Here is a 25,103-nt window from a genome sequence, read left to right as displayed (position 1 = left end):
CCTCCGCTCATTTTCGTGACGCCAAAGAGATAACCAGTTGTTGCAGTTGATCATGGCGTGAGATAAGCAGTAAGTGCTTACCTTTGTTTGCCCAGTTTCCTTTGATCAGCTCTTCCGATGACTGGTTTCGCAATGGTAGCTCGCGTGTCACAAAAGGCTCTACACCCACGTTTACTTCCATCAGCGATCCATTGGGGTGTGTATAGGTCAATCTCGTATCGGAGCTCCACGATGCCCACTGTCCCACTGCGAGCGAGGTAACTTTCCCTGTTCGCATTTCCATCAGCTGTACTTCACCCGCTTTATTGAAGGCAAGCAAGCTTCCATCTGGTGACCATTCAGGCTGAGAGCCTTCTACAAGCTTCCACTCTTGGAACGAAACTGTGCTGCTCACCCAAATTTCATCGACGCCATTTTTCGAGCGGGTAAAGGCAAGCGAATCATCGTGTTCAGACCAGCTTGGTGAAGAATACACGACCCCTTCTTCTTCCTTCAGCAATCGGCTGCTTCCCATGCTGTAGCTTGTCGGCATCTCCACAATCCATATCCGCGATAATTTTTTATCTTGCTCGACGACAGCGATTTTCTTCCCGGAATTAGACCACGCAACTCCCGTGTATTTGCCTTCGGTTGGCGGCAATTTGATTGTAACTGGCTTTAGTTCCGCGTCGATTGGAATGGTTTTCAGCTCTGTATTGTTTTGGATATAAGCGAGCTGAGTGGCTTTGCTATCAATATCAACAAGCTCCACGGCCGCTTGTGCTGGCAGCGTAAGTACTTCATGCTCTCGAACGGCAAGAGAGGTATTGTTCCACCACACAAATCCGCCTAAGGCAAGGATGAGAGCAGCAGCAACGATTCCGGTCCAAACAAACTTCCCAAGCTTTTTAGGAGCGGCATTTGGAGCCTTTGTCTGTTTGGCTTCGAGATCTCTCATTTTCTGGAGCAATTGTTTTTTCAGGTCTGATTTCAGCTGATAATTGACTGGAACCGATCCGCGCATCTGCTTCAAATGGGCTAAGAGCTGGGTTACGGTCTGATCATCCGATTGATGATCCTGGGGGTGCTTCTCCTCTTCTCTCATTCGGAGTCCCCCCTCTCATACATCTTCTGAAGTTTTTGTAATCCGCGATAAGAAATCATTTTGATACTCGATTCTGTTTTGCCGAGCACCTCAGCTACCTGACTGATTTTGAGGTCAGCAAAGTACCGGAGCATCAACACGTCTCGTTGATCCTGAGACAACAAGTCCAGACGATCACGAAGCAGACGAATCTCTTCATTCGTCAGCGCCTGTCGTTCCGGCTGCCATGTGTCGTCCGGCTCTGCTCCTAGAAAATCCTCCTGGTCAACCGGAAACTCCCTGTTTTTCCGCATAAAATCGACATATGTATTGTGAGCAATACGAAAAATCCACGATGCGAAAGGACTTGTTCTGCTATATTGCTCGAATTTTTCTAGCGCTTTTAAAAAGACCACGGTGGTCAAATCATCGGCATCCCACGTACTTTGAACCCGGCATCGTAAATACCGGTTGACGCGATCAAAATATTCGTCATATAGTTCCGTAAATGGACGAGATTCATAATAATCTCCGGATGATGGCCCCGATGGTTGCTTCATAGCCATTCCCATTTGCGTTTTCCTCGGTTTCTTCCAGACTGAAGCATGTTCTCAGAATGGACTTTCTCCACTGCATTCTGAGACTACTCTAACTAAGTAATACGTATTTCTTAGGAAGAAAGTTTCATAATGTGGCAAAGTTTTTTGAATTATTTCCCTAATGCGGCATCTAATGCTATCTGAATGTCTTGAACAGCCTCGATTCCGACCGATAACCGTACCAGTCCCATCGTGATTCCCGTTTCCTTGCGCTGCTCTTCAGAAAAAGCACGGTGAGACGTCGTAACTGGATGAGATACACTCGTCTCCACACCTGCAAGAGACGGTGCCAGCTTGATCCAGTCAAGTGCCCGGTAAAAATCGTAAATCTTCGTCTCGTCTGCCAGAGCAAAGGATATCATTGCCCCCTGTTTTTGCCTTAAAAAAAAGAAGGTATCCGTAGGACTTGGGTAATACACCCGTGCAACTGCAGGATGATCACGAAGAAACGCAGCAATCTGACTGGCATTATCGCATTGACGCTCCATTCTCACTGCCAGTGTTTCAAACCCCGCGATGTCAACCAAGCTTCAAAAGGACTGAGGGACGCACCGTAGTTGACTACGATCTCGGTAGCACGCTTGATTATCACCTGTGATCCAACCAAAACACCTGACGTCACATCGCTATGTCCACCTATGTATTTGGTTCCACTGTGCACGACAAGATCTGCTCCGAATAAAACGGGTTGTACCAAATACGGGGTCGCAAACGTATTATCCACCATGACGGTTAAGCCAAGTCTTTTTGCTTCCTTGATCCAGTATGGCAGATCTACAACCGTCAATAGCGGATTGGTGATGGTCTCCACGAAAAACAGCCGCGTCGTCGGGCGAACATGGTCAGCAAGCTTTGTCGTTTCCCCAAGCTGGATGCACCCAAGCTCGATTCCAAACCGCGACAGCTCCTTATGCAATAGAGCATAGGTACCGCCATAAATTTCATGGGATGCCAGAACGTGATCGCCAGGGGAAAGAACGGCAAGTAAACCCGCCATGATCGCTCCCATACCGGAGGCTGCACTGACACCTGCCTCGGCGCCTTCTAAAGCTGCGATTGCATGAGCTAGCTCAGCCTGGTTGGGATTTCCATTTCGGGTGTACAAGTATTCACCTTCGCCGACGTAGTATTGTTCTACTTCTTCTAAGCCTTCGAAGGCAAAAACAGAGGTTTGATAAATCGGTGTCGTTTTGCTTTTTACTCCCCGCAAAGGGTCATGTCCGATATGTACCGTTTTGGTCTCAAATCGCTCTGCCACATTGATCACCCTTTTCTCCCAATCATACCATGTGAGATTGGAAAGGAAACTAGCGGATTGGCAAAAGCTCGGCTATTTGTGTTATAAAAAATATATGGATAGGGCTGTTCTCACCCTATCCATTCTTCTTGAACTCTACAACGTATTTCTAGATTCAAATTCTTACTCTTCTTGATTATATTTTTCAACCACTTGCTCTTTCAATTTATTGAACCTTTTTATATTTTCCTCATCCCCTAAATATTCTGATTCCAATTCCAACAGATAATTGCTATTTGTTTTCTGTGTTGTTACCTTTTCTCTATTATCTAAATCATATTTTCCTTGATACATTCCAATTATTGAATAGTTTGAGTCTTTGAATTCCTTAGCAAAAATAATGTACCTGATATTCTCGCTCATTAAATTGTAGCCTTCAACAGTATGAAGAGTATCATCTTCGAAGTATGCAGGTTCATACACCCCGATTAAATCTCCTTCTTTTAATTCTCCTTTGTAGACTTTGTTAATCTTCACTTCAGAAAGTGAGTTTTGATACTCCCCCTCACCCCATGAAATTGTATCTCGTTCACCTGTAAATTCAACTTCTATAATAGAATCTGCTATATCTTCTATTGATTCCAGATCATTAAAGATTGGGTGGGTTGCTGACAATGAAATAACGCGTGTCGCATTATTTGCCTTAGTTGTGTTTAAATGTTCAAAAGTGAAATAACCACCTGTGGCTATTAAAGTGAATACAGCAAGCGAAGTTATTGCTTTTTTCATATTACTTCCCCCTTAATATCTCCAAGATAAATTTGTAAGATCGATTTCGTTCCAGGTGGTTTGTGTTAAATTAATTATCTTGCCATCGGACATAACAGGCTCTGCCATGACTGATGGGTCATAATTGTGCATCAATCCTACTGCATGGCCATGTTCATGTAATGTTACATGCTGCTTTGCAGTCTCATTAAGCTTATATGTTTTCATAGCCTCCGTATTTAAATCAATTTTAACAACATCCCATTCATCGTAAACCCCAACAGCTACTACTCTCCCATTCGGTTCCCATTGAAAAGGTCTAGCTAAACCGAAATACTGATCAGCAATATCTAATGAATAGACGCGAATATTAGCCAAATTTTGCTCAGACTTGGTAAACCCGATATTCGCATTTGGTACATTCCAGTCCAATTGATGTCTTGCATTTATTACGGCATTAGTCAATCCATCCTTCGACAATGCAGAACCGTCATAAAATTTTAAATTGGCAACTTCATTATTTGAGAAATTAGCTTTGACATTAAAAAAAGCTTTATCATAATAATTTGCTTTCCCCGCGAATGCAGATGTAGTAATTGCTAGTACAGTTAATATCAAGAAGCCTCCTAATATCTTTTTCACCATAATACCCCCATATATTTACATAATTTACTTTTAATTATAATTTTTTGTAATATTTTGTCAATGTTTTATATTATACCTTTCTTCGCGGCAAATGATTTGACTTCCTGAATTTTTTGCACATCTCCTTTTAACTCGTATATTTCATCGTCAGAGATTTTTAGGTAAAGCTTTTCTTGCTTCGATTCATTTAAGGGGAAATAAAAGTACACATTATCGAAACTAATAATGATACTTGTCTGCTCTTGAGCTTTTTCGAGCTTTACTTTTTCAACAGGCTCAAGTGTTGGAAGTAATTCATCCATCTTTTTATCTAATTCATCCAATGCGTCAGGTGTCCAATCAACAATCATCTTGTTACCTTGTATGCCGAGTGGTTTCTCTGCTTGAATATCATTCAAGAATGTTTTTACTTCTGAAATTTCTACAGGGATCTTCATTGGCTGTTTATCATTATTCTGTGTGCAAGCAACGAGTGTGAAACAAAGTAGAATGGTGATTGTTAATCTTGATTTCAATGAACTCACCTTCCATTTATTAAATTTATTTACACTTACTACTTCTGACCCATACTAAATTAAAATTCCAAAAATTTCAAGTTCACAGAAATACTCCTCGAAGGAGATTCCTACCAAATTACTAAAATGATCCTCTATTCCAGCTGCTGAGTAAAATTAAGAAATCAACACCCTAAAAAGAAAAGCCTCTCCGAAGAGTGGCTTTGCTGATCTAGGGCTGTACAAGTTTGTCCATTTATCAAACGATAAGAGCGTGACATATTTATCACCTCTATGTTGCTTGGCATTAGAGATCGTATGTGCAATATTTAATCCCAAATACCAAATTAGAACCATATTTTCGACTTCATTTCTTCTGCATTTGCTCTCCTTTGTTCTTTGGCAGATTGCTTCATGCAAGTACTGCAATATGGATCTTTGCTAAAATGTCTTAAACGCTGAAAAGTATTCTTTAAAGGTTCAAATCATTGTTGAACTTCTTCAGCAGAGAATATTTGTCCCCTGCCTGTGCATATGTTGGTATTTATGCCCCTGTGGGCATTCTGTTTCTAATTTTGGTTTTTGATTTCTATATTCCTCAGTTAGTAACTTGTACCCATTTTCTCTAAAAAAATTGTATATGTTCTATATCCGTTCTCTTACTCAACATTTACACATCCTTGCCAAAGTTTGACCATACGTATCATTTTATTATAATGTGGTGTGGGGTATAAAACGAGCATCGAAAGGATGAAGATCAATGAAACGCATTTTATTAACAGTAAGTTCAATTTTACTTTCAATAAGCCTACTGGTAGGATGTAGCAACACCGCTGCACCCGAATCTCAATCTCCTGAAGCACAGCCTACTCAACCACAAAAGCCTGCTGACACAACACCAGCACATCCAGCAACTCCAGGAAAATATACTGCTTACCCTGCAATGGCAATTGATCAAAGTAAGAAGTATGAAGCTACGATCAGCACTAACATGGGAGACATAAAAGTTGAATTGTTTGCCAAGGATGCCCCTAAAGCAGTCAATAACTTTGTTTTCCTCGCAAAGGAAAAGTTCTATGACGGCATCAAGTTCCACCGCGTCATCAAAGACTTCATGATTCAAACAGGCGATCCAACAAGTAAGGGCAGCGACGATACTATGGCATCTGGCATGGGTGGTCCTGGTTACACGTTTGAAGACGAATTGAAAAATGGTCATAAATATGAACCAGGAGTGGTTGCCATGGCGAATTCCGGTAAAAACACGAATGGTAGCCAATTCTTCATTGGTTCTGGACCTGACGTGAAAGGATTGGACAACTCTCCGAACTACACGATTTTCGGAAAAGTCACGGGTGGTATGGATATCGTTCAAAAAATTGCCGGAACAAAAGTAAAGAAAAACCCACAAACGGGTGAACCAAGTGTTCCAGAGCAAACGATTACCATTAAATCCATTGCCATTACGGAAAAATAAGAGCAGCCTCAAACTGCACATGAAAGCCACTTTCTCAATGGGAAAGTGGCTTTTTTTATCGAGGAAACCACTGTTTATGAAAACACTTTCACGAACTACTTTGTTTTGTAAATAGTTCTATGGCACCATTTCCCTCTTGAACCACTCCATTAAGATCGATAGACTTGCAAAAGACCTGATTCGCTTCCGCAATCAAAACGCAAAAAGCGAAAAGGAGTGGTTCACACTATGTTGTCACGAGAAGCGCCAACGCGCTTTTTCTTCTTTTTGAACAGTTTTGGATTGATGCTGCTATGCTTATTTGTCACACCGACAAGTGCAATGGCACCACAACCAGTACAAATCCTCCCTGTTCTCGATCGTACAACGTTGCCATCGGAACAAGTTTCGAAGAAGGAAAAGAAACCAATCACATCTGTTACAGCAGGAAAACGCGAGTCTGTGCAGGTTAGTCGTGATAGTCGCCCAAGAGTAGTTCGCAATGGGAAAGTGAAAGTTTCGGAGAGGGATATGGAACTGCTCGCCCGGTTAGTGTATGCGGAAGGCCGGGGAGAACCGTATGAAGGACAGGTAGCGATTGCTGCCGTTGTATTGAATCGGGTTGCTTCAGATGATTTTCCACATACGGTACGGGAGGTTATTTATGCTCCCAATGCATTTTCGCCTGTCCATGACGGCAATTTGACACATAAGTTAAATGATAGTACGAGAAAAGCGGTCCAGGACGCGATGAATGGGAAGGATCCGAGCAACGGTTCCCTGTACTTCTTTAACCCAGATACCGCTACATCCAAGTGGATTTGGTCACGTCCTGTAACGGTTGAGATCGGTAACCATCGTTTTGCTCGTTAACGCGCTACTTACAGAAAAAGATTTAATAATACTTTATTTTTATTTAATTGATGTTTTACTTTTGCTTGCTATGTTGTAGGAGTAAGCACTTTTTCAACGCATTGAGAAAAGGTTCGATTATCTTCTTTGGATGACTTTTTAACGTAAGCATGTTTAGATCGATCATTCAATCTGAGTATGCCTACGCTAATAGCTTTGATTGATTGACTGTTTTGGGTGAGAGCAAACCAGTCATAGAACAATCAGTCGTTCTTTTTCTCAATCGCCCCCAATAATTAGGCATTCCCAACTGGGAGTGCCCCTTTTTTATTCTCAAACCCGTATACAGACATAACACCTTGTCTTTTGCTACAATATACCTGTATGGAAAGGGGGCAGTCCGTTGCGTTTGTACAGTCAAATGACACTCGCAGAGCTGCAGGAGGAAATGGAGCGCCTGCACGTAGAAGCGAAAGAGAAAAAGAAGCTTGGTGATCACTCACAGCTTGCGATCATTACACAAAAGTACTTTATGGCGAAATCGTACTATTTAGGAACAAGTGAGTTCAGAATCGGCAGCAAATACAGCGTGCCTGATTACGATCAGCCATTTACAATCGATTATTTCAACGGCGTCTTTGCTTGGGGACGTTTCCCTGATTCGGACGAGCAGACAGGTTTTCCAGTAGGAATGCTGGAACTATGGTTCGACTAGAAAAAAGAGATCGGCACTCGCACACTTGTGCATGCCGATCTCTTTTTTCTTGCCCGGGCACATGCCACAGCAGATGGATATACTAAGAAAAACGAAAGGGAGCCAACCCGCATATGGACTGGATTTCTATCATCCTTTTGGTACTCCTAGCGCTCGGTGTTATCGGCAACAACGCAACCGTATCCATTGCCGTAGCGATTCTTCTCTTAATGAGGCTCCTGTCATTGGAACGATATTTCCCTCTACTCGAGCAGCACGGATTACAGCTCGGGATTATTATACTGACGATTGGCATTATGACACCGCTGGCAAGCGGCAAGATTAATCCTTCGTCCATCTTGGAGATTTTTACAAATTGGCATTCGTTACTGGCCGTCGCCGTCGGTATGTTTGTGGCTTACCTGGCGGGAAAAGGAACGTACTTGATGTCCCAAAATCCATTGATCGTTACTGGCCTCTTGCTAGGTACAATCGCTGGTGTCACTTTTTTCCGTGGTGTTGCAGTCGGTCCTTTAATTGCAGCAGGAATTCTCGCCTTTATCTTGCAATTTCTCCCGAAGTGATTAACTCCAGCGCTCTTTTAGCTGAAGACCGTAGGCCAAAATTTGTTGTGGTGTAACCATGCGGAAGCCTTGCTGTGCACGGTAATCAATCGTAAGCAGATCAGATCCGATATAGGCAATTGTTTCGCGATCTAGCAGAAACGTCAAAGAATCGACCTGGTAGACTTCATCCTCTGGACCTTGGCTATCCCACCACAGCGCATACTCTACATTCATCCCGCAGCCACCGACTAGCTCACCGTTGATCCGAATGGGCTTATCTGTACTGGCCATGCGTTCTTCGGCCTCTTTTGTCACTTTTACTATCATGTTTGATGCCACCCTTCTCATGATTTTCCAGCATGCTGAATGCATCATCTCTTTCATGATAGCATACAATGCTTGAAAGGCAGCTGAAAGGACGATCATCTATGAACATCTACGAACAAGATGGGATTTTTGTCGCGGAAACGGAGTTCCAATCGGAGCTCGTTGTCATTTTTGCGAATACGTGGGAGGAAGCCAAGGAAAAACTACTCGTTCGGCTTCTCGTACTAGAAATGATTGGTTGAATAAAAAGCGGGTCGCCCAGTGGACCTGCTTTTTTCCATGTGAAAAAACAAGGAGCTACCCATACATGACAGATACGACCGTAACGGAAATTTCCGAGCAACACCTGGTTGCTCACATCAGACAAGCAACAACCAAAGCCAATCGTAACAATGTCACCCGCACACAAGCATACCTCGCCTTTTATCTCGAGCACCAAGAGGTTCACTGGGCGTTATTGGCCCATCTGGTCTCACGAAATGGCGGGTGGAACATGACCGATTTAAAAGGAGAATGGCTCCCGCTTATTATGGACGCACAAGCAATCGAGCCGTTTTTTTGGTTTTTGGAAAGATCCAACTGGCTGATTTTTCACGATGCCTATCCGCAATTGCTTCTGTATGCGGAGATGAAACGAACGGGAACAGATTTAACAAAGCTTTTAGCACCACTTGGTGTTTCAGTCTTTATGCAATCGTATTGGAAAGAGTTCCTCGCAACCAAAGACAGCGCGCGCCTAACACATGCTCTCATCGTCAATGAACAGCAATATATCGAACAACGCGTCGTACAGAAGCCGTTTACACTAAATCGCATTTTCAGTTCGTTTGCATTCGTTGCTCAATCTGCTCTTTCTATGAATCAAGTGCTCATTCCCTATAAAGCGCATTCTACTGATCGCCGGCTTAGTTTGGTCGGGTTACATGTTCATCATTTTCCCGACATCAGAAACCGCATTCAGATCGGAAAAACGTTATATCAGCAATTGTTTGGGGATTCTTTTCGCTTCGAAAAAATGGTCTCCTACTGCTCTCGTATTCCTCATACAGGCTCCCGAGCAGATTATTGGCCGCATTTGTTCACACCTCATCCTACTCCTTCCACCGCAGATGATGAGTACCAACTACGCTTGGATGGACATGAGTTGCTAGAAGGAAGCCCGAAGATATACAGTCCCCGTCTTCAGGATGCATGGGCTGATTATGGACACGATCCGGCAGATGGGGTAGATTGGTTTCGAGATGAAAAATGGCACAAGGTCGTGAAAGAACCCGCTTCACTGCCTTCCATTGACAGTGATTCTTATGTGCGCTCGCTGCAATGGATCGAATACGGAGTCAAACTCGTCTCAGCAATCACGTAGCTTCGAGAGGAGGTCAGCCTCATGGAAAAATGGTTGCAAGAAATGGCATTGGATCAAACAAGTTTTTTGCTATCCTGCCAATTGCCGAGTGGTACCTTTCGCCTTGGCCCCCAACGTGACCAAATCAATCCGTACTTTACTAACCTCGGAATTGTTTCCCTCATCCGTATGAAGGAGGTAGAGGCTGTTCGCGGTCATCTCGATTGGTATTTGCAAAACCTGAATGCGGACGGCTATATCAATGATTTTCGTCTGGAACAGGACAGAGAAGTCGATACTGGCACAAATGATAGCGAGGATAGCTACCACACCACCTATTTTAGCCTGCTAGCAGAATGGATACGAGCAACGGGGCGTATGGACTGGCTGTATGCCAACCACATTGCACTCTTGTCACTTCTCCAAGCAGTGGCCCGTCTTCAACAGAAGGACGGTCTGACCTGGGCGAAGCATTCGTATCGGGTCAAATATTTGATGGACAATTGCGAGGTGGCAAAAGGACTGGCAGATGCTTCGTATTTATTTTCGTTGATCGGAGATGTGGAAGCTGCCGAGGAAGCGGCTTCACGAGCGAGAGCCTGTGAGCTCGGCATCCGTGGAATGTACAGTCGGATTCGCAAGTCGTATGCCATGTATGATCGTACGTATCCCGGCTGGCGAAAATGGTACCCTGACGTCACTTCCCAAGCGTTTCCCATTGTCTACAGCATGACAGATGCCAAAACGGCTTCGCTACTCTACCAAAGGATCACAGACGCTTTCCCGCATTTTGATACGTTTCAGACTGGTGATGTATACCCTTGGATGACGATGGGGGTATGCGCGCAGTTGATGGGTGATAAAACACGGGTGAGAACCATGCTCGTGACAGCTACAGATTTGTACATACACGGTCCCAGGTACCCGTACTGGCTCATTCAAGATGCCGGACGCTATATTGAGTTACTACTTGAAGTGGATTCATGAGGTTCAGATAGGAGGTCCTTTACCCAACGATAGCAACGCTCGAGCTGTTCGTCTGTTACTTGGTCGGAACGATGCTCGAACATGATCTTTACGTGCGGGTTTTCCTTCCGGATGATTGTCAGGTAGTCCTCAATCGGTGCCCACCCCTCTTCTGGTTTCGATTCGGGAAGAACGGGAAAGTGAACGAATTCTACCCCACTCGCGGTCACCTTCATACTTTTCAAATGAATGCTAAACGCATATTTCGTATACGTTTGGATGACCTTGCGCGCATCGAAACACGGGTCGATTTTTTCTTGCAAGAACAATCGGCCCGTATCGAGACAGAGCTTGATCGTTGGATATTTCTGCAGCAAGTCCTCTAAAAATTTTGTCTCATACACATATCGGTTGAGTGCATCGAATTCAAGGACTGGTGTGAAGTGAAACTCCTTGCCTTTCTCAGCCAACCACGCAAACACTTGCTCCCAAACATAGTCTCGCGTATCATGAAAACGCCAAACATTCCAGTCGACACGATCATCCAAAATGACAGGCTTTGGATAGTGGAATAAGACATAGGTTGGCGAAAGGAATGCCATATACGCCAGTTCCCTCTCTATCCTTTCAAACGCCTCTGCTCTCGTCTGATCATGAGCATCCATGAATAGAGCATCCCGCAGCTTGGATTGACCTGCACGCAGCGGAAAATGAACACCGACCGCAAATCCTTTTGCTTGTGATTCGCGCTGCAAAATTCGGATATCCATCTCCGACTCAAATAAGCATGCCTCTATTCCGTAAAAGCCCTCTTTAAAATCTCGTGCGTATTTTGCCTGATCAAAACCTCCGTATTGACCAATCATGAAATTTTTCATTCGAGGGTTTCCTCCGATTTTCCACCGTATAGAAAACGCGGGAAGTCTATCCCCGCGCTTGTTCTACTTTCTTTCAATTTTTGTACCCGAGTCGTGCGTCACTACGAGAAATGGGGTCAATTCCCCTTCCTCCCAATAAAAAGGCAAGACAGAAATCGGCACTTGCCCTTTGGATGCAAAATCATAAGTAAGACGAGCTAACAGATGGGCTCCAGCTTCCCCTGCCATATCCGCCACAATCAGCACATCCTGATGCGGAATCGCGACACCAAGCGAGTCTCCTTGCTTTTTCTGATCCATTTCCGCCAGAAATGAATCCAGCAAAATTCGGCTTGCCGCGTAACCGTCTGTCGGACTAATAAAATGGATGCGCTGGCCCCCTACCTCTTGTGACTTCACTGAAAAGGGGAGCTTTCGCAAGTTTTCCATCGCGTATGAATGAAGCTGCTCGCTCGTCCAGCCTGCTTCCTGCAACACCCTCTTCTCAATCAATGCGTAGCCTTCCCCTTGATCTAGGGCGTACAGGACGTACGTGTCTGCTGTATGTTCCTTCACAACCCACCGCTCCGGGTACTTGTTGATCATCGAGGCATGGCGCAAAACCGGATAAATGTTATGCTCTTGACCGATTACTTTCAGTTGTCGATCCAACTCAATCACTCCCTTCCTCGTTTATTACCAAGGTGGATTATCGTCGTCCTCCGTTGGCGTGCTCATTGGGGTATACGCAACGTTTTGGCTTCGCTCTTCGATTTCTTTCACGATGTCCGTCAATGCCTTTGGCTTTAAAAACTCAACAGGGGACATGCCACGCTCGAATTGTAGCTGCTCGCCTTCTAACAATACCAGGTAACGCCCGTTTACTTTGGCGATATGCAGGTTGGTACCGTAATCGGCCAATAATGTGCGAATCTGCATATGATCCAGCTTGAACTTCAACTCGACCTCTGGTTGGCGATCTGTAATGATTTGCATCGCTTCCATCACAGTCTCATGCTCCCATTTTTCTGCGAGCTCCCGCTTAGGACTTGCGGCAATGAGTTCGATGGCTTCCTCTTCCCGTACCCGCTCTTCGGACGCTTCGGGATACGTATATTCAATGTGCTGTCTCGCCAATGAAATGACTTCTTCAGAAACGATCTGTGTCATCGTTTGCGGATACTCGATAAAACGAAGAAATTCCTCGAAATACCGTGCATGGGAGAACTGATGAATTTTCACGTGATAAGGATCATTCATTCCCGATTCGATCATATACGGATACATCAGCGATTTCATGTTTTTGGCGTTAATCGCCATGCGCACATTCGATATGAGGCTCTTCTCGTCTGTGATGACTGCTGTTTTTTGTTCGAAATCGCATTTTAAAATAAAGACATAGCGCTCATCAATCAGATCGAGCCTCGTCCGCACCACAATCATGACCCCGCCTCTCACCTGAGAGGTTCGCAAATACGACTGAATCAACTCCTGGCAGGGCTCCTTGCTCTCCCCTGGTGTCTCCGCTGCCAACAATCGATTCAAGAGGGCATAGTTGGGGTTCGAGTCCAATGGATGTCCAGGCTCCAGCACAAATTGACCCAGTTTTGTCGGCGTGCCTTCTGTCTTTGGATTCATCTCGACTTTTCTTTTCGCAATTCGGGCGAATTCCCCATCGAGAAAATCTTTCAGCTCGCTTTTCTGATATTCATCATGGCCCAAATAGCGCGTCATCCGCACTTGTTTTATGCCATCCTCTTCTTCAGGCTGTTCCATCAGATAAAAGGATAACCAGTCAATTGTAAAATTCATACCCTTCGCTCCTGTCTGCATGTAACGAACTGATTATAGCAAACCTATTGAAAAAAAGGTCAGCTTTTTCAAATCATGATAAGATGAAGGGAGGAGGGGAAAATCAGACAATGTGGACTCGTATGAAGTCATGGTGGAACGAAAAAATACGCGATAAACCATATCGGCCCGGCCACCTGGCAGGACACTATGAAATAACAAAAGTACTGGGGATGGGAAGCTACGGGATTGCCTATCTCGCAACGCACAACCCTACAGGTAATCAGGTTGTGCTAAAGCAAGTGAAACCAAGCCTGCGTCACACACCAAAAGGAGAAGCCATGCAGGCGTATGAAAAAAAGGTGCTGATGTCCCTCTCGCATCCGCAAATCCCTCGCTGTCTGGATTCCTTTACTTACCGGCAAGACTCGTTTATAGTCATGACTTATCTAGCAGGCCCAACACTCGAAGACATGTTGTTTGATCAAAACATCGTGGCTGATGAGCAAACATGCGCCCAATGGATCCGCCAAATCGGGGAGCTCGTGGCCTACCTCCATAAACAAAATGTGATTCACCGCGACGTACGGATTCCCAACGTCATCTGGAAAGGGGACAAGCCGTACTTGATTGATTTTGGCCTCGCCAGGTTCGTTGGTGATCGACCGACTTACACAGCTGATACCCTGTTTGCCTACCCATCTGAAAAACAATTGAAGCGTGAAGTCGCTCCTTCCAGTGATTTGTATGCATTAGGACATTTCTTTTTATTTTTGCTCTATTCAGGATACGAATCGGAACCAGACGCACCAGAAAAAAGCTGGGAAGAGGAGCTTTCTTTATCTCCTCCGATTCGCATAATGATTCGGCGTTTGTTACAAATGGACGCCCCTTATGAGAGCGTTCAGGACTGGCTAGAAGAGCTAAATCGCTATTTGATCCACTCCCATAAAAAAAGAACAGGGCATCCGTAGACCTCACGGATTCTCCCTGCTCTTCTTCGTCCTTCATTCGGCAATCGGCTCTTGTTTCGCCTGTTCCATCTTTTCCTTCAGTTCCCCTGCTTCCTGGCGTAGCACTTGTCGTTCGTGTTTCGTCAGAACTTCTCCACCAACTGTGCCATTTACCAGCAAATCCTCTTCATATAACCGATCTTTGCGCATGGAAACCTCCTGCAGACAAGTTGTGTGCTTCTTGTCCTACTTTGTTCCAAAGCTGCCCTTCTTATGTGCACGATTTTGATTCCGTTTGGCAGGGCTCGCATTTTTGGCTGGAGCTCCTGACTTTTGTGCTGGCGCGGGCTTTCGTACAGGACGCGGATCTTCCAGCGCTCCGTGGGTCATGAATTTTTCAGCGATAGGCAAGCCTGTTTGCTTGGAAAATTTTTGGACGATGAACTGTTCCTGTGGCGTAACGATCGAAAATACCAGTCCGGCACGTCCCATTCGCCCAGTTCGGCCACTGCGATGAATGTACGTATCCGCATCTGATGCAGGATCATAATGCACAATACATTCCACACCTGGAATATCAATGCCACGTGCCGATACATCCGTCGTAATCAACACGGGGAATGCTCCGTCCCGGAATTGTTGCAGGGTGCGGGCACGCTCTTCTTTCGTAGCATCACGGTGCAAGAGTCTGCACGGCAAATGATGGTAATTGAGCTTCGATACAATCTCGTCCACTTTTTCGATTTGGTTGACAAAAACAATGGAGGAGCGAACATTGACGAGGCGCAGCAAACGCCGGAGAGTATCCACCTTTTTGCGTGGATCGGTGACCAAATACATGTGCGCTACTCCAGCGGCGCCTTCTGGTGCTGCTGCGCGAATAACTGCAGCGTCTTTTGTAAATATCTCAGCCGTATGTACGACTTCCTCTGCGATTGTCGCTGAGAATAACAGTCGTTGCGTATCACGCAGTGTTTTTTTCATAACCTCTTGGACTGGCTTGCCAAAGCCTGCATCCAGCATACGGTCTGCCTCGTCGACAACAACTGTCTTCACTTCATGGACCTTTAGCTTGCGCTGCTCAATCAGCTCCAAGAGCCTTCCTGGTGTTGCTACGATCAATACAGGCTTCTTTTTCAGTTTCTCGATTTGGCGTTTCACATCGACACCGCCAATAATGGACAACACGGCCGTGTCCTTCCCTGGCAGAAGGCTTTCTGCTTCCCGCGCAATCTGAACAACGAGCTCATGCGTCGGTGCAAGCACAATGGCCTGTACATCTTTTTGCTCCATATTGACTTTCGATAAAATCGGCAGTAGATAAGCAAACGTCTTGCCTGTCCCTGTCGGAGACTCCACCAAGGCATCTCGACCAGCCAAAATCAACGGGATGGCTTCACTCTGTACTGGTGTCGGTGTTTCCATTTTTCGCTCTCGCAATATAGTCAACAGCGGTGCGCTAATTTGTAAATCTGCAAACGTGGTGCTCACAAAAACCCTCCTGGCATAAAGTCGTGCATTGGGTAAGCTTACCACACTTTGCAGGTAGAATACAGAGGTAAGCCAGTCCTCGTGAGTCAAGGTCCTTTTCCAGATAAAAAAAATAGGCGAAATCCGCATTGGACTTCGCCTGACCTTCCTTCTACCCGTTATTGGAATCGAAACGGGTTTCCTGCTTCTCACCCTGGTCTTGACGGTCCCGGCTGGTGGTTTGGTTACGTGTCCCTTTTGGACTTTCCATGTACTCCTCTACTTCCTTTTGAAACGCCGCATCATAGTCACGCACACCTATCACCCCCTGCTCTTATTTTGACCAGGCTGATCACATATTATTTTCCTGAAACCTTTTTCCCGGTCATGCGTCTCTTCATATAGGAATGATAACTCTAGTACAATTTGTTAGATGGATGTGAATCATGAATGGAGACGTTGTCTCGGACTCGCTCACGTAAGCGAGCCAACCGCAAAAGACCATGGCGTTGGGTTAAGAAATGGATGCTTGGCACAGCCTTAACCTTTACAACCTTGGCTCTTCTGGGAATTATTTTTTTATTTGGAACGAAAAACGGCGTAGAATTACGCGAGTGGGCGGCAGGTACTTTGCTGACAACCCAGCACGATTACTGGGCCCCTTATACATTTTTACCCGATGAAAAACTGAAAGAACTAAAGGAGCAAATTACACATCCGACCGTTATCAATTCTGAGGATACAGGCTCAGCCATGGCAGGACCTGCTATTCCAAGAGGATCGAATCTGGTAACCGTTACACTTCCCGAGAAACCAAAAGAGCTAATCGAGATCGAGGATATTGAAGTCTCGAAAGGCAGTTATTACTTTAAAGGAAAAGTCATGTACATTAGCGACCCGAGCAGAGTACGGCTCGTCGTCACGAATCGCAAGGACCGTGGAGATTTGCTCGATGAGTTTGTAAAGAAAACAGGAGCCATCGGGATTGTCAATGCGAGTGGATTCGCCGACCCAGACGGCTACGGCAAAGGAGCACGAGCTTACGGCGTCGTCATCCACGACGGAAAGATTTTGCAGAGCTACAACCCGAGAAGCGGAGAAACTGCGTTAGGGCTTACCTATGACGGTAAACTGATTACGGGCAGCTATTCGGCCGAACAACTCGTGAATATGGGCGTGCGTGACGCTGTGAGCTTCCGTCCGCAGTTAATTGTAAACGGGAAAAATATGTTTGAAGGAAAGCCTGCCAAGAGTTGGGGCATTCAACCGCGTACCGCGATTGGACAAAAAGAAGACGGGACGATTGTATTTGCAGTCATTGACGGTCGCCAACCCGGGCATTCCATCGGGGCAAGTATGAACGACATGGCGGAGCTATTGGCTGAGCGAGGTGTGGTTACGGCAATGGCTATGGACGGAGGTTCCAGCTCCATGATGCTGCACAATGGTGAGGCCATCACGAAGACGTCTTCTCCCTATCATCGAGGCCGCTATTTGCCAAATGCGTGGGCAGTTTTTTAGAAAATGGCTAAGGTGATTTTAAGGAGGTTTCAGATTGATGGTCAAATTGTTTCACTATAGTGAAGACCCGGCCATTACGATTTTTCAGCCACGTGCGCACCCCTCTCACCCCGCACTTCCACCGGCTGTATGGGCGATTGATGAAAAACGAGCTCCAATGTATTATTTACCGCGAGATTGCCCGAGGATTTGCTTTTACAAAAAAGCAAATTCTGAACCGGCAGACGTGGAGCGCTTTCTTGGCTTGACGAGCGCCAAAATGGTTATTGCGATCGAAAGCAAATGGTATCCCGCGCTTACACAAACAGCGCTGTATGAATATACCTTCTCTCCAGAATCTTTTTATAGCTGGGACGAAGGTGCAGGCTACTATTTGTCAGAGGAAACTGTTTTGCCACTAGACGTAAGGCCATTAGGTGACCTCGTACACTGTCTTAGCCAATCGGATATTGAATTGCGAATTACCCCTTCGTTGATGCCGCTCCGAGATTCATTGCTACAAAGCAGTCTGCACTTTTCCATGATCCGTATGCGGAATGCGTCGCTCACATAAAAAAACAGGCAGTCTCACCCGATGGTGGCTGCCTGTTTTTGCTTTTACAATTTAATTGGTGTTTTTGCCTGCTCCAAGCTCCATTTCTCAACATCCCACGTCTGTGTAACCCAATCCTCATAAAATTCAGGTTCGTGGCATACGAGAAGGACAGTCCCCTTGAACTCCTTCAAGGAGCGTTTGAGCTCTTCCTTGGCGACGACATCCAAGTGGTTCGTCGGCTCGTCAAATACCAGCCAGTTGCTTTCGCGTTGCAGTAATTTACAGAGACGAACTTTTGCTTGCTCGCCCCCGGACAGAGCGTTCATGTTACGATTAATATGCTCATTTTTCAAGCCACAACGTGCCAGCGCTCCGCGAACCTCATGGTTATTCATGGAAGGGAATTCATTCCATACATCATCAAGTGCAGTAATTGGCTTCGCCTTAACTTCTTGCTCGAAGTAAGCAGGATGGAGGAAATCACCTTTCTCCAGCTTTCCACCCAGCGGAGGAATCACACCCAGCAACGTTTTCAGCAGAGTAGACTTACCGACACCGTTCATGCCGACAATCGCTACTTTTTCACCGCGCTCCAGCTTCACACTAAGCTTTGGCAGCAATGCATGCGAATATCCGATCTCCAGGTTTTCAGCCTCGATGACAAAACGGCTACTTGCCCGGGATTCCTTAAAGATAAACGAAGGTTTCGCAGCCGTCTCCGGCTTGTCGATGCGATCCATTTTATCGAGCTGCTTTTGACGGCTCTTCGCGCGGCCGGTAGTAGACGCACGTGCCTTATTGCGCGCAATAAAGTCTTCCATTTTAGCGATTTCTTCCTGCTGCTTCTCAAATGCGTCAAAGTGCTGACTGCGTTTTGTCTCAGACTGTGCCAGGAAGGATTCGTAGTTCCCTGTGTAGCGATTCAACTTGGTAAATTCCAAATGATAAATCACATTCACGACTTCGTTCATGAAGGACGTGTCATGGGAAATCAGCATGAAAGCGTAAGGATATTCCTTCAAGTAGTTTTTCAGCCACACGATATGCTCTTCGTCCAAGTAGTTTGTCGGCTCATCCAGCAACAGAACAGTTGGTTTTTCCAGCAGCAATTTTGCCAAAAGAACCTTGGTACGCTGACCACCGGAGAGGGATGCAACATCGCGCTCCAAACCGATTGCACTCAAACCCAAAGCGTTGGCGATTTCATCTACTTTTGCATCGATCAAATAAAAGCCGCTCGTTTCCAGCTTGTCTTGAATTTCGCCCATGCGCTCCAGCAATTCTTCCAGTTCCTCTGGAGATGCCTCAGCCATCTTTTCACCAATCGTCATCAGTTCAGCCTCTTGCTCCAACAACGGCAGGAAGGCATCCTTGAGTACGTCACGAATCGTTTTACCAGCTTGCAGCTTGGTATGCTGGTCCAAATACCCGTATTCGATTTTGGGCATCCATTCAATGCGACCGTTATCAGGCAAGTTTTGACCTGTCAAAATCCCCATCATCGTTGATTTTCCGGTACCATTTGCGCCTACGAGTCCTACACGGTCATTCGGTTGCAAACGGAAAGATACATCGCGAAACAAAACACGGTCCCCAAAACCATGGGACAAATTCTCTACAATCAAAACACTCATGCTCTATTCTTCCTCCTGATCTGTTTCCTCTATGAGGCTTACAACAAAATTCTTTCAAAAAAAGTAGGAGCGTACCTTGCCACATAAGATTCGCCTGTAAATGCCAATTCGTCCAGCCTGACACGCATATCCTGAAGGTTGATGCTTTCCCCGGCGATATTCAAAATCGCGGCTCTTGTCATCGCCCTCAGAATCGTGACTTCTTTTGCCAGCTTGTCACCAAACAGCTTTCCGCTGTGCACAATCTCTGAGCGATGATTGTACGATTTTTTTACAAACTGTGCAATCTGTTCACGCTGCAAAGCAGTTTCTCCAAAATAGTACGCCATTCGGACACGCAATTTATAGGTAATCTCGCCTTTTTTGCCATCGGGAACGAATAAAGATTCTAATGCAATCCACAGATCCAACAACTGATCCTCGTAGTTTTTCTTCTCCAGTGAGAGCGCATAGCGACGAAAAGCAAGGGATGGCAGCTTCTGTTCCACTAATGAAGTAAAAATACCCGCTGTTTCATCATCAAATGAGTACTTGTCACCATCAAGCGATCGCTTTAAATACGTAATACCATACATATTGCCATTGACGGTGATGATGTAAGGAATCGAACAAGTCCCCGTTGTGCACGCTAGATTCAGCTTATTTTCGATTTCTTCAATCCAAACCCGATCATCCGTTACTTTCATCTCTTCGTGATCCCCAACTAAAAATAAACTGCTGGGATCTACACGCAAATCAAAGGTTCGCTTGTTCTCGTCCATCTCATTGCGTAAAAAACGAGATGCGATCTCATATGGCCTCTTCGCGCCAGATATGAGCGTGTACGAATTAGGCAAATCGATCCGAACGGGCTGTGCTGTTGTTGAATTGAATACGGGGGCGATTAAGACTGGCATAGTTCTCGCTCCTTCCAGACCAGCAGAGCTCGTTTATTGTTTACATAATAAATATTATGTTCTATAAACAGTATCGTGCCATTCTGTAATTTTGACAACATATCAATTCCTTCTAAATGTGGACATGCTTCCTTACCATACCTGTTTGCAACAACCTCATTATAGAATACCAGCATTTCCTATGATTCGTCATCATGTGTTTACGCCAAACTAGGTAAAGAAGGAGTTGATTTTATGGAAAAGGACCATATTCTAGATGAAAATCCGCATCAAACTTACAATAATGTAGCCCGCCCGCTAGAACAGACTGGCGAACCCCAGCCCGGCTCGAAAAAAGTGAAGCAGCAAAATCATTCTCGCTCCATTCAAACACGAGAAGGATAAGGAATGGCACCTGGCTCCATAGCAGTCAGGTGCCTCTACCCTTCCTTTTTTTTACATCAAAAATGATTGAATTGTCCCACAAGGATGCACTATGATAAATTTAGTATCCTTGATGGAGGTTAAGTGAAGATGATCACCATTCCACTTCCGGGCAACCATAGCCCTCTTTCCAATTTGATCAGCTATAGTGTTTCTCCGCTGTACGAGATGGCTGCTAGTTTGTATACACTTGCCCAAGAGACACCTCCCGAGCGATTTGCGTATTGGACGGAAGAAAAAGTAGAGCAGTTTGAGTCTGCCCGTCTTTTAAAAGAATGGGGCTATTTTGTCCCCCTCTTTCGATATGGGATCCCTGACTCTTTTGACCCCTTACATACAAAAGGTGTAATGGCTGTCGATGATCAATATGAGTACTTCGTAACACTTCCCACCGATCATTTTGTGCGTAGTATAAAACCGATCTTGGAGGAGTGGATATTGCATCATGATGCGCCTGTAGTTGCCTTCGATTTAGAAGAAGATGCTGATTATGTGAAAGGCCGTTTCAGCCTATTCGTTTCATCTTATTGGCAGCTATTTTTTGAGGCGAATTGGGAGGCGATTGCTCCAAAATTTGTTCGTGAAGCGGAACGGATTTATTACTCTTTACAAGGAATTAAATCCCTTACTACCTATCTGCAATCCATTTCTCCCACCATTGCCTATGATACAGAAACTCATCGGCTTACCTGTCCGAGTACTGGTCCTAGCTATGATGCGCAGCACCTGATTTTATATCCTAGCTATTATTATGCCCAAGAACCCACGCTTACGAAAAAGGGCTGGAATGCCCATTTGCTTTATTCCATCTCAGAAGTACCCACTCAACCAAAAACGCCCTCATGAAGGGCGTTTTTCATGTTGCATATGTGCGACAATTAATTTATCTAATTGTTGGCTGATTCTCACGATTTCAGGGTCAAGAAAATTGTAACCTGCATCTTTTGCTGCGCGCTCTAGTTTTAATCGCAAGTCATCAATCATCCGACTCGTAATTTCCATGCTGCAGACCTCCACCTAACGTTGTCTCCCACTATTTTACATTATTTATGATCAGGTGGAAAGGGGAAGATGTGGAAGAAAAAGCCTTGCACCCATTCCCGGCACAAGGCTTTTCCGACTTCTTATTTCATGACGTGGATCGGACGACCCAGAGCCAATTCAGCAGCTTCCATTGTTACTTCACCCAGTGTTGGATGTGCGTGGATGGTCAGCTCGATGTCTTCGAGTGTTGCACCCATTTCAATCGCCAATCCGATCTCTGCGATGATGTTGGATGCTTCTGGACCAACGATTTGTGCACCCAATACGAGATTCGTTTCTTTTTCTGCAATCAGCTTCACATAACCTTCGCCTGCATTTACAGACAGAGCGCGACCGTTTGCTGCGAATGGGAAACGACCTACAATGTAGTCGATGCCTTTTTCTTTTGCTTCTTTCTCATTGATTCCAACGCTTGCGATTTCTGGATCGCAGAATACAACCGCTGGAATCGCCTTGTAGTCAACTTCAGCAGGATGGCCAGCAATCGCCTCAGCAGCAACTTTACCTTCGTAGGAAGCTTTGTGAGCCAATGCAGGACCTGCTACGATATCCCCAATCGCGTACACGTTAGGAATGCTCGTGCGTCCTTGCTTGTCGACAACGATCAGCCCACGGTCAGTCATGTTCATGCCGATATCGCGAATACCGAGTTCATCTGTATTCGGACGACGTCCAACAGTAACGAGTACGTATTCCGCCTCGATTTTTTGTTGCTCGCCTTTTACTTCTGCAGTTACGATCACGCCGTTTTCTGTCTCTTCCATTCCTTGTGCCAATGCTTTTGTATGAATGGTAACGTCGAGCTTTTTCAGCTTGCGTTCCACCAAACGTGGCATGTCTGGCTCAAACCCTGGCAAGATTTGATCGGAACCTTCCAAAATCGTAACTTTTGTACCAAACTTCGCGAACACAGTACCAAGCTCGATACCGATGTATCCGCCGCCGATTACCACAAGGCTCTTCGGCAATTCAGTCAAGGACAGCGCTTCAGTAGAAGACATTACGCGTTTGCCAAACGGGAATGCAGGCAACTCGATTGGACGCGAACCAGTAGCAATGATGCAATGCTGGAAGCGATAACGGTTGACATCATAACCGTGGAATACACGTACTTCATTTTCACTGACGAACAGCGCTTCACCAGGGATTACCTGGATTTTGTGGCCTTTGAAGAGGGAGCCTACGCCACCAGTCAGTTGCTTCACGATGCCGCTCTTCCACTCTTGTACTTTAGCAAAATCCACTTTTACATTTTCCATGGTGATACCCATGGATTCTGTATGTTGTGTGTGCTCATATGTGTGTGCAGCGTGGATCATCGCTTTGGAAGGGATGCAACCTACGTTCAGGCACACGCCACCCAGCTCAGCTTTTTCCACGACAGCTACTGTTTTACCAAGTTGAGCTGCACGAATCGCTGCAACATATCCACCTGGACCAGCACCGATTACGAGTACGTCAACCTCTGTAGTAAATTCACCTACTACCATTGTCTCTTATCCCTCCATGACGAGCAGCGTTGGGTTTTCGAGGAGCTGCTTCACGTAGTTGACGAAACGCTGTGCAGGTTCGCCATCAACCAAGCGGTGGTCAAAGCTCAAGGACAGGTGCAACATTTGACCTACCGCGATTTCTCCATTTTTCACAACCGGTTTTTCGCTAATGCGGCCAACACCCAGAATAGCTACTTCTGGATAGTTAATGATCGGCGTGAAGAACATACCACCCGCAGAACCGATGTTTGTGATGCTGAAAGTAGAACCTTTCAGCTCGTCAGCAGTCGCTTTGCGGTCGCGTGCTTTCTTCGCCAGCTCGCCGATTTCGCCTGCGATTTGGAAGATAGATTTGCTGTCAGCGGATTTCACAACTGGAACAAGCAAGCCTTCTTCTGTCGAGGTAGCAATACCGATGTTATAGTATTTTTTAAAGATGATTTCTTGTTTTTCATCGTCGATAGAAGCGTTGAGTTCTGGGAATTTCTTCAGACCAGCTACAACTGCTTTCACGATCATAGGCAGGTAAGTCAGCTTCACACCACGCTCTTCAGCAAGTGGCTTCGCATCTTTACGCATAGCGACAAGCGCTGTAACATCCACTTCGTCGAAGATCGTTACGTGTGGTGCTGTGTAAGCAGATTTCACCATTGCTTTGGCGATTGCTTTACGCATACCTTTCAGCGGAACGCGCTCTTCCAGCTCGCCTGCTTGAGGTGTGTGGTGAACAGTTGGAGCCGCTGCTGCTTGTGCTACACCTGTTGCAGCTGCAGGAGCCTCAGTTGCTACTGGAGCTGCCACTGCTTGTGCAGCTGGTGCTGCTGCTCCGCCAGATACGAAGCGATCTACGTCTTCGCGTGTGATGCGACCCAATTTGCCTGTACCAGGTACGTTAGCCAATTGAACGCCTTTTTCGCGAGCGTATTTACGAACGGAAGGTGTAGCCAACACATGCTTACGGTCAATTGGTGCCGCTACTGCTGTTGCAGTTGCTTGTGCCATTGGCGTTTCCAGAGTTTGGTTCGCATTTGCACTCACTTGGGAACCGATGTCGCAGCCTGGCTCCATTTTGTCTGCAGCTTGAGGCGCTGGTGCCGCTTCAGCAGCGTGGGAATCGCCATGACCATGGTCTGGCAGGTTCGGAATTTCTCCTTCTACGTCAAACTCGATCAGTGGATCGCCGACTACGGAAACCGTACCCTCAGTTACTTTCAGCTCAATAACTTTCCCTTTAACAGGCGATGGTACTTCTACAACCGCCTTGTCATTTTGTACTTCCATGATGACTTGGTCTTCTTCTACGGAATCTCCGGGCTGTACGTGCCATTTGACGATTTCGCCTTCATGGATACCCTCACCGAGCTCCGGGAGTCTGAATGTAAAACGACTCACAGTATCTCCTCCTTATAACACTTCGCCATAGTAGTAAGCCTATATTTCCCAAAAGAAGGCGGAAAGCTTTCAACTTTTCCGCCAT

The 25,103-nt window shown here is 45.7% G+C and carries 29 protein-coding genes and 1 pseudogene; 12 read left to right on the top strand and 18 right to left on the bottom strand.

All coding sequences use genetic code 11. The features are described from left to right. Positions 1–7 precede the first annotated feature (7 nt). The 6 genes and pseudogenes from HPY31_RS21495 to HPY31_RS21470 all read right to left on the bottom strand — a co-directional run bounded on the left by HPY31_RS21495 (position 8) and on the right by HPY31_RS21470 (position 4,827). On the bottom strand, positions 8–1,084 hold the full coding sequence (locus HPY31_RS21495; protein WP_172142383.1) for a TolB family protein: 1,077 nt from the start codon (positions 1,082–1,084) through the stop codon (positions 8–10). Continuing rightward, complete coding sequence (locus HPY31_RS21490) at positions 1,081–1,635, bottom strand: RNA polymerase sigma factor (protein ID WP_015891561.1); 555 nt, start codon at positions 1,633–1,635, stop codon at positions 1,081–1,083. Before HPY31_RS21490 ends, HPY31_RS21495 begins: the two co-directional genes overlap by 4 nt. A gap of 137 nt (positions 1,636–1,772) precedes the next feature. Further along, positions 1,773–2,929 (bottom strand): annotated as a pseudogene (locus HPY31_RS21485) (trans-sulfuration enzyme family protein). A gap of 153 nt (positions 2,930–3,082) precedes the next feature. After that, entirely contained in the window at positions 3,083–3,688 is a 606-nt protein-coding gene (locus tag HPY31_RS21480) for a hypothetical protein (RefSeq protein WP_172142382.1), read from the bottom strand. A gap of 12 nt (positions 3,689–3,700) precedes the next feature. Then, positions 3,701–4,285, bottom strand: a complete 585-nt coding sequence (locus HPY31_RS21475) for a hypothetical protein (RefSeq protein ID WP_172142381.1) — start codon at positions 4,283–4,285, stop codon at positions 3,701–3,703. A gap of 92 nt (positions 4,286–4,377) precedes the next feature. Continuing rightward, positions 4,378–4,827, bottom strand: coding sequence for a hypothetical protein (locus HPY31_RS21470; protein WP_172142380.1), 450 nt, complete (start codon positions 4,825–4,827; stop codon positions 4,378–4,380). 739 nt (positions 4,828–5,566) lie between these two features. Here HPY31_RS21470 and HPY31_RS21465 point away from each other — a divergent pair. The 4 genes from HPY31_RS21465 to HPY31_RS21450 all read left to right on the top strand — a co-directional run bounded on the left by HPY31_RS21465 (position 5,567) and on the right by HPY31_RS21450 (position 8,392). Beyond that, the gene (locus HPY31_RS21465; RefSeq protein ID WP_172142379.1) at positions 5,567–6,283 is read left to right on the top strand and encodes a peptidylprolyl isomerase; all 717 of its coding nucleotides are present in this window, start codon (positions 5,567–5,569) and stop codon (positions 6,281–6,283) included. Positions 6,284–6,511: 228 nt separating this feature from the next. Continuing rightward, entirely contained in the window at positions 6,512–7,135 is a 624-nt protein-coding gene (locus HPY31_RS21460) for a cell wall hydrolase (RefSeq protein WP_172142378.1), read from the top strand. Positions 7,136–7,517: 382 nt separating this feature from the next. Further along, the gene (locus HPY31_RS21455) at positions 7,518–7,829 is read left to right on the top strand and encodes a YfhH family protein (RefSeq protein WP_015891565.1); all 312 of its coding nucleotides are present in this window, start codon (positions 7,518–7,520) and stop codon (positions 7,827–7,829) included. 113 nt (positions 7,830–7,942) lie between these two features. After that, the gene (locus HPY31_RS21450) at positions 7,943–8,392 is read left to right on the top strand and encodes a DUF441 domain-containing protein (protein WP_142496719.1); all 450 of its coding nucleotides are present in this window, start codon (positions 7,943–7,945) and stop codon (positions 8,390–8,392) included. Here HPY31_RS21450 and HPY31_RS21445 read toward each other — a convergent pair whose 3' ends face one another. After that, positions 8,393–8,701 carry an iron-sulfur cluster biosynthesis family protein gene (locus HPY31_RS21445; RefSeq protein WP_242466673.1) on the bottom strand — a complete coding sequence of 103 codons (309 nt, stop codon included), beginning with the start codon at positions 8,699–8,701 and terminating at the stop codon, positions 8,393–8,395. Between the two features lie 101 nt (positions 8,702–8,802). Here HPY31_RS21445 and HPY31_RS21440 point away from each other — a divergent pair, with 101 nt between their 5' ends. The 3 genes from HPY31_RS21440 to HPY31_RS21430 all read left to right on the top strand — a co-directional run bounded on the left by HPY31_RS21440 (position 8,803) and on the right by HPY31_RS21430 (position 11,030). Further along, positions 8,803–8,943 carry a hypothetical protein gene (locus HPY31_RS21440; RefSeq protein ID WP_016743472.1) on the top strand — a complete coding sequence of 47 codons (141 nt, stop codon included), beginning with the start codon at positions 8,803–8,805 and terminating at the stop codon, positions 8,941–8,943. A gap of 65 nt (positions 8,944–9,008) precedes the next feature. After that, on the top strand, positions 9,009–10,064 hold the full coding sequence (locus tag HPY31_RS21435; protein WP_172142376.1) for a DUF2515 family protein: 1,056 nt from the start codon (positions 9,009–9,011) through the stop codon (positions 10,062–10,064). 21 nt (positions 10,065–10,085) lie between these two features. Continuing rightward, complete coding sequence (locus HPY31_RS21430; RefSeq protein WP_172142375.1) at positions 10,086–11,030, top strand: hypothetical protein; 945 nt, start codon at positions 10,086–10,088, stop codon at positions 11,028–11,030. On the opposite strand, the gene HPY31_RS21425 is transcribed toward HPY31_RS21430, so the two are convergent. The 3 genes from HPY31_RS21425 to HPY31_RS21415 form a co-directional block, all read right to left on the bottom strand. Next, positions 10,997–11,887 (bottom strand): sugar phosphate isomerase/epimerase family protein, encoded by an 891-nt coding sequence (locus HPY31_RS21425; protein WP_172142374.1) that lies wholly within the window; start codon positions 11,885–11,887, stop codon positions 10,997–10,999. The genes HPY31_RS21430 and HPY31_RS21425 overlap by 34 nt on opposite strands. 63 nt (positions 11,888–11,950) lie before the next feature. Then, positions 11,951–12,547 carry a DUF1444 family protein gene (locus tag HPY31_RS21420; RefSeq protein WP_172142373.1) on the bottom strand — a complete coding sequence of 199 codons (597 nt, stop codon included), beginning with the start codon at positions 12,545–12,547 and terminating at the stop codon, positions 11,951–11,953. 15 nt (positions 12,548–12,562) lie between these two features. Next, positions 12,563–13,678, bottom strand: coding sequence for a DUF3900 domain-containing protein (locus HPY31_RS21415; RefSeq protein ID WP_172142372.1), 1,116 nt, complete (start codon positions 13,676–13,678; stop codon positions 12,563–12,565). 122 nt (positions 13,679–13,800) lie between these two features. Between HPY31_RS21415 and HPY31_RS21410 the strand changes: the two genes are divergently transcribed. Beyond that, a complete protein-coding gene (locus HPY31_RS21410) occupies positions 13,801–14,631 on the top strand; it encodes a serine/threonine protein kinase (protein ID WP_253901892.1) in 831 nt (276 codons plus the stop codon). 33 nt (positions 14,632–14,664) lie between these two features. Here HPY31_RS21410 and HPY31_RS21405 read toward each other — a convergent pair whose 3' ends face one another. From HPY31_RS21405 to HPY31_RS21395, 3 genes are all read right to left on the bottom strand, one after another. Next, on the bottom strand, positions 14,665–14,820 hold the full coding sequence (locus HPY31_RS21405; RefSeq protein WP_007718860.1) for a hypothetical protein: 156 nt from the start codon (positions 14,818–14,820) through the stop codon (positions 14,665–14,667). 36 nt (positions 14,821–14,856) lie between these two features. Further along, positions 14,857–16,101: a DEAD/DEAH box helicase gene (locus tag HPY31_RS21400; RefSeq protein ID WP_172142370.1), complete on the bottom strand. Its 1,245-nt coding sequence runs from the start codon at positions 16,099–16,101 to the stop codon at positions 14,857–14,859. Positions 16,102–16,252: 151 nt separating this feature from the next. Further along, positions 16,253–16,396, bottom strand: coding sequence for a hypothetical protein (locus HPY31_RS21395; RefSeq protein WP_016743464.1), 144 nt, complete (start codon positions 16,394–16,396; stop codon positions 16,253–16,255). Positions 16,397–16,530: 134 nt separating this feature from the next. Between HPY31_RS21395 and HPY31_RS21390 the strand changes: the two genes are divergently transcribed. After that, on the top strand, positions 16,531–17,601 hold the full coding sequence (locus HPY31_RS21390; protein WP_172142369.1) for a phosphodiester glycosidase family protein: 1,071 nt from the start codon (positions 16,531–16,533) through the stop codon (positions 17,599–17,601). Between the two features lie 37 nt (positions 17,602–17,638). Continuing rightward, positions 17,639–18,154 carry a DUF6886 family protein gene (locus tag HPY31_RS21385; RefSeq protein ID WP_172142478.1) on the top strand — a complete coding sequence of 172 codons (516 nt, stop codon included), beginning with the start codon at positions 17,639–17,641 and terminating at the stop codon, positions 18,152–18,154. Positions 18,155–18,198: 44 nt separating this feature from the next. On the opposite strand, the gene HPY31_RS21380 is transcribed toward HPY31_RS21385, so the two are convergent. After that, positions 18,199–19,770, bottom strand: coding sequence for an ABC-F family ATP-binding cassette domain-containing protein (locus tag HPY31_RS21380; protein WP_172142368.1), 1,572 nt, complete (start codon positions 19,768–19,770; stop codon positions 18,199–18,201). A 38-nt stretch (positions 19,771–19,808) separates the two neighbouring features. Further along, the gene (locus HPY31_RS21375) at positions 19,809–20,666 is read right to left on the bottom strand and encodes a HEPN domain-containing protein (protein ID WP_142496709.1); all 858 of its coding nucleotides are present in this window, start codon (positions 20,664–20,666) and stop codon (positions 19,809–19,811) included. Between the two features lie 234 nt (positions 20,667–20,900). Here HPY31_RS21375 and HPY31_RS21370 point away from each other — a divergent pair, with 234 nt between their 5' ends. Together HPY31_RS21370 and HPY31_RS21365 are read left to right on the top strand one after the other, a co-directional pair. Further along, positions 20,901–21,050 carry a hypothetical protein gene (locus HPY31_RS21370; protein WP_015891582.1) on the top strand — a complete coding sequence of 50 codons (150 nt, stop codon included), beginning with the start codon at positions 20,901–20,903 and terminating at the stop codon, positions 21,048–21,050. 129 nt (positions 21,051–21,179) lie between these two features. After that, positions 21,180–21,935, top strand: a complete 756-nt coding sequence (locus HPY31_RS21365) for a hypothetical protein (RefSeq protein WP_172142367.1) — start codon at positions 21,180–21,182, stop codon at positions 21,933–21,935. On the opposite strand, the gene HPY31_RS21360 is transcribed toward HPY31_RS21365, so the two are convergent. The 3 genes from HPY31_RS21360 to HPY31_RS21350 all read right to left on the bottom strand — a co-directional run bounded on the left by HPY31_RS21360 (position 21,930) and on the right by HPY31_RS21350 (position 25,018). Further along, a complete protein-coding gene (locus tag HPY31_RS21360; protein ID WP_015891584.1) occupies positions 21,930–22,091 on the bottom strand; it encodes an aspartyl-phosphate phosphatase Spo0E family protein in 162 nt (53 codons plus the stop codon). The two genes, HPY31_RS21365 and HPY31_RS21360, sit on opposite strands and share 6 nt — an antisense overlap. A gap of 122 nt (positions 22,092–22,213) precedes the next feature. Next, positions 22,214–23,623 (bottom strand): dihydrolipoyl dehydrogenase, encoded by a 1,410-nt coding sequence (lpdA, locus tag HPY31_RS21355; RefSeq protein WP_016743458.1) that lies wholly within the window; start codon positions 23,621–23,623, stop codon positions 22,214–22,216. Between the two features lie 6 nt (positions 23,624–23,629). Then, positions 23,630–25,018, bottom strand: coding sequence for a dihydrolipoamide acetyltransferase family protein (locus HPY31_RS21350; RefSeq protein WP_172142366.1), 1,389 nt, complete (start codon positions 25,016–25,018; stop codon positions 23,630–23,632). Positions 25,019–25,103: the final 85 nt, after the last annotated feature.

Source organism: Brevibacillus sp. HB1.3 (assembly GCF_013186635.1).
GTDB lineage: Bacteria > Bacillota > Bacilli > Brevibacillales > Brevibacillaceae > Brevibacillus > Brevibacillus brevis_D.
The sequence above is the reverse complement of the archived record's forward strand: the minus strand, read 5'-3'. Positions and strand labels throughout refer to the sequence as shown.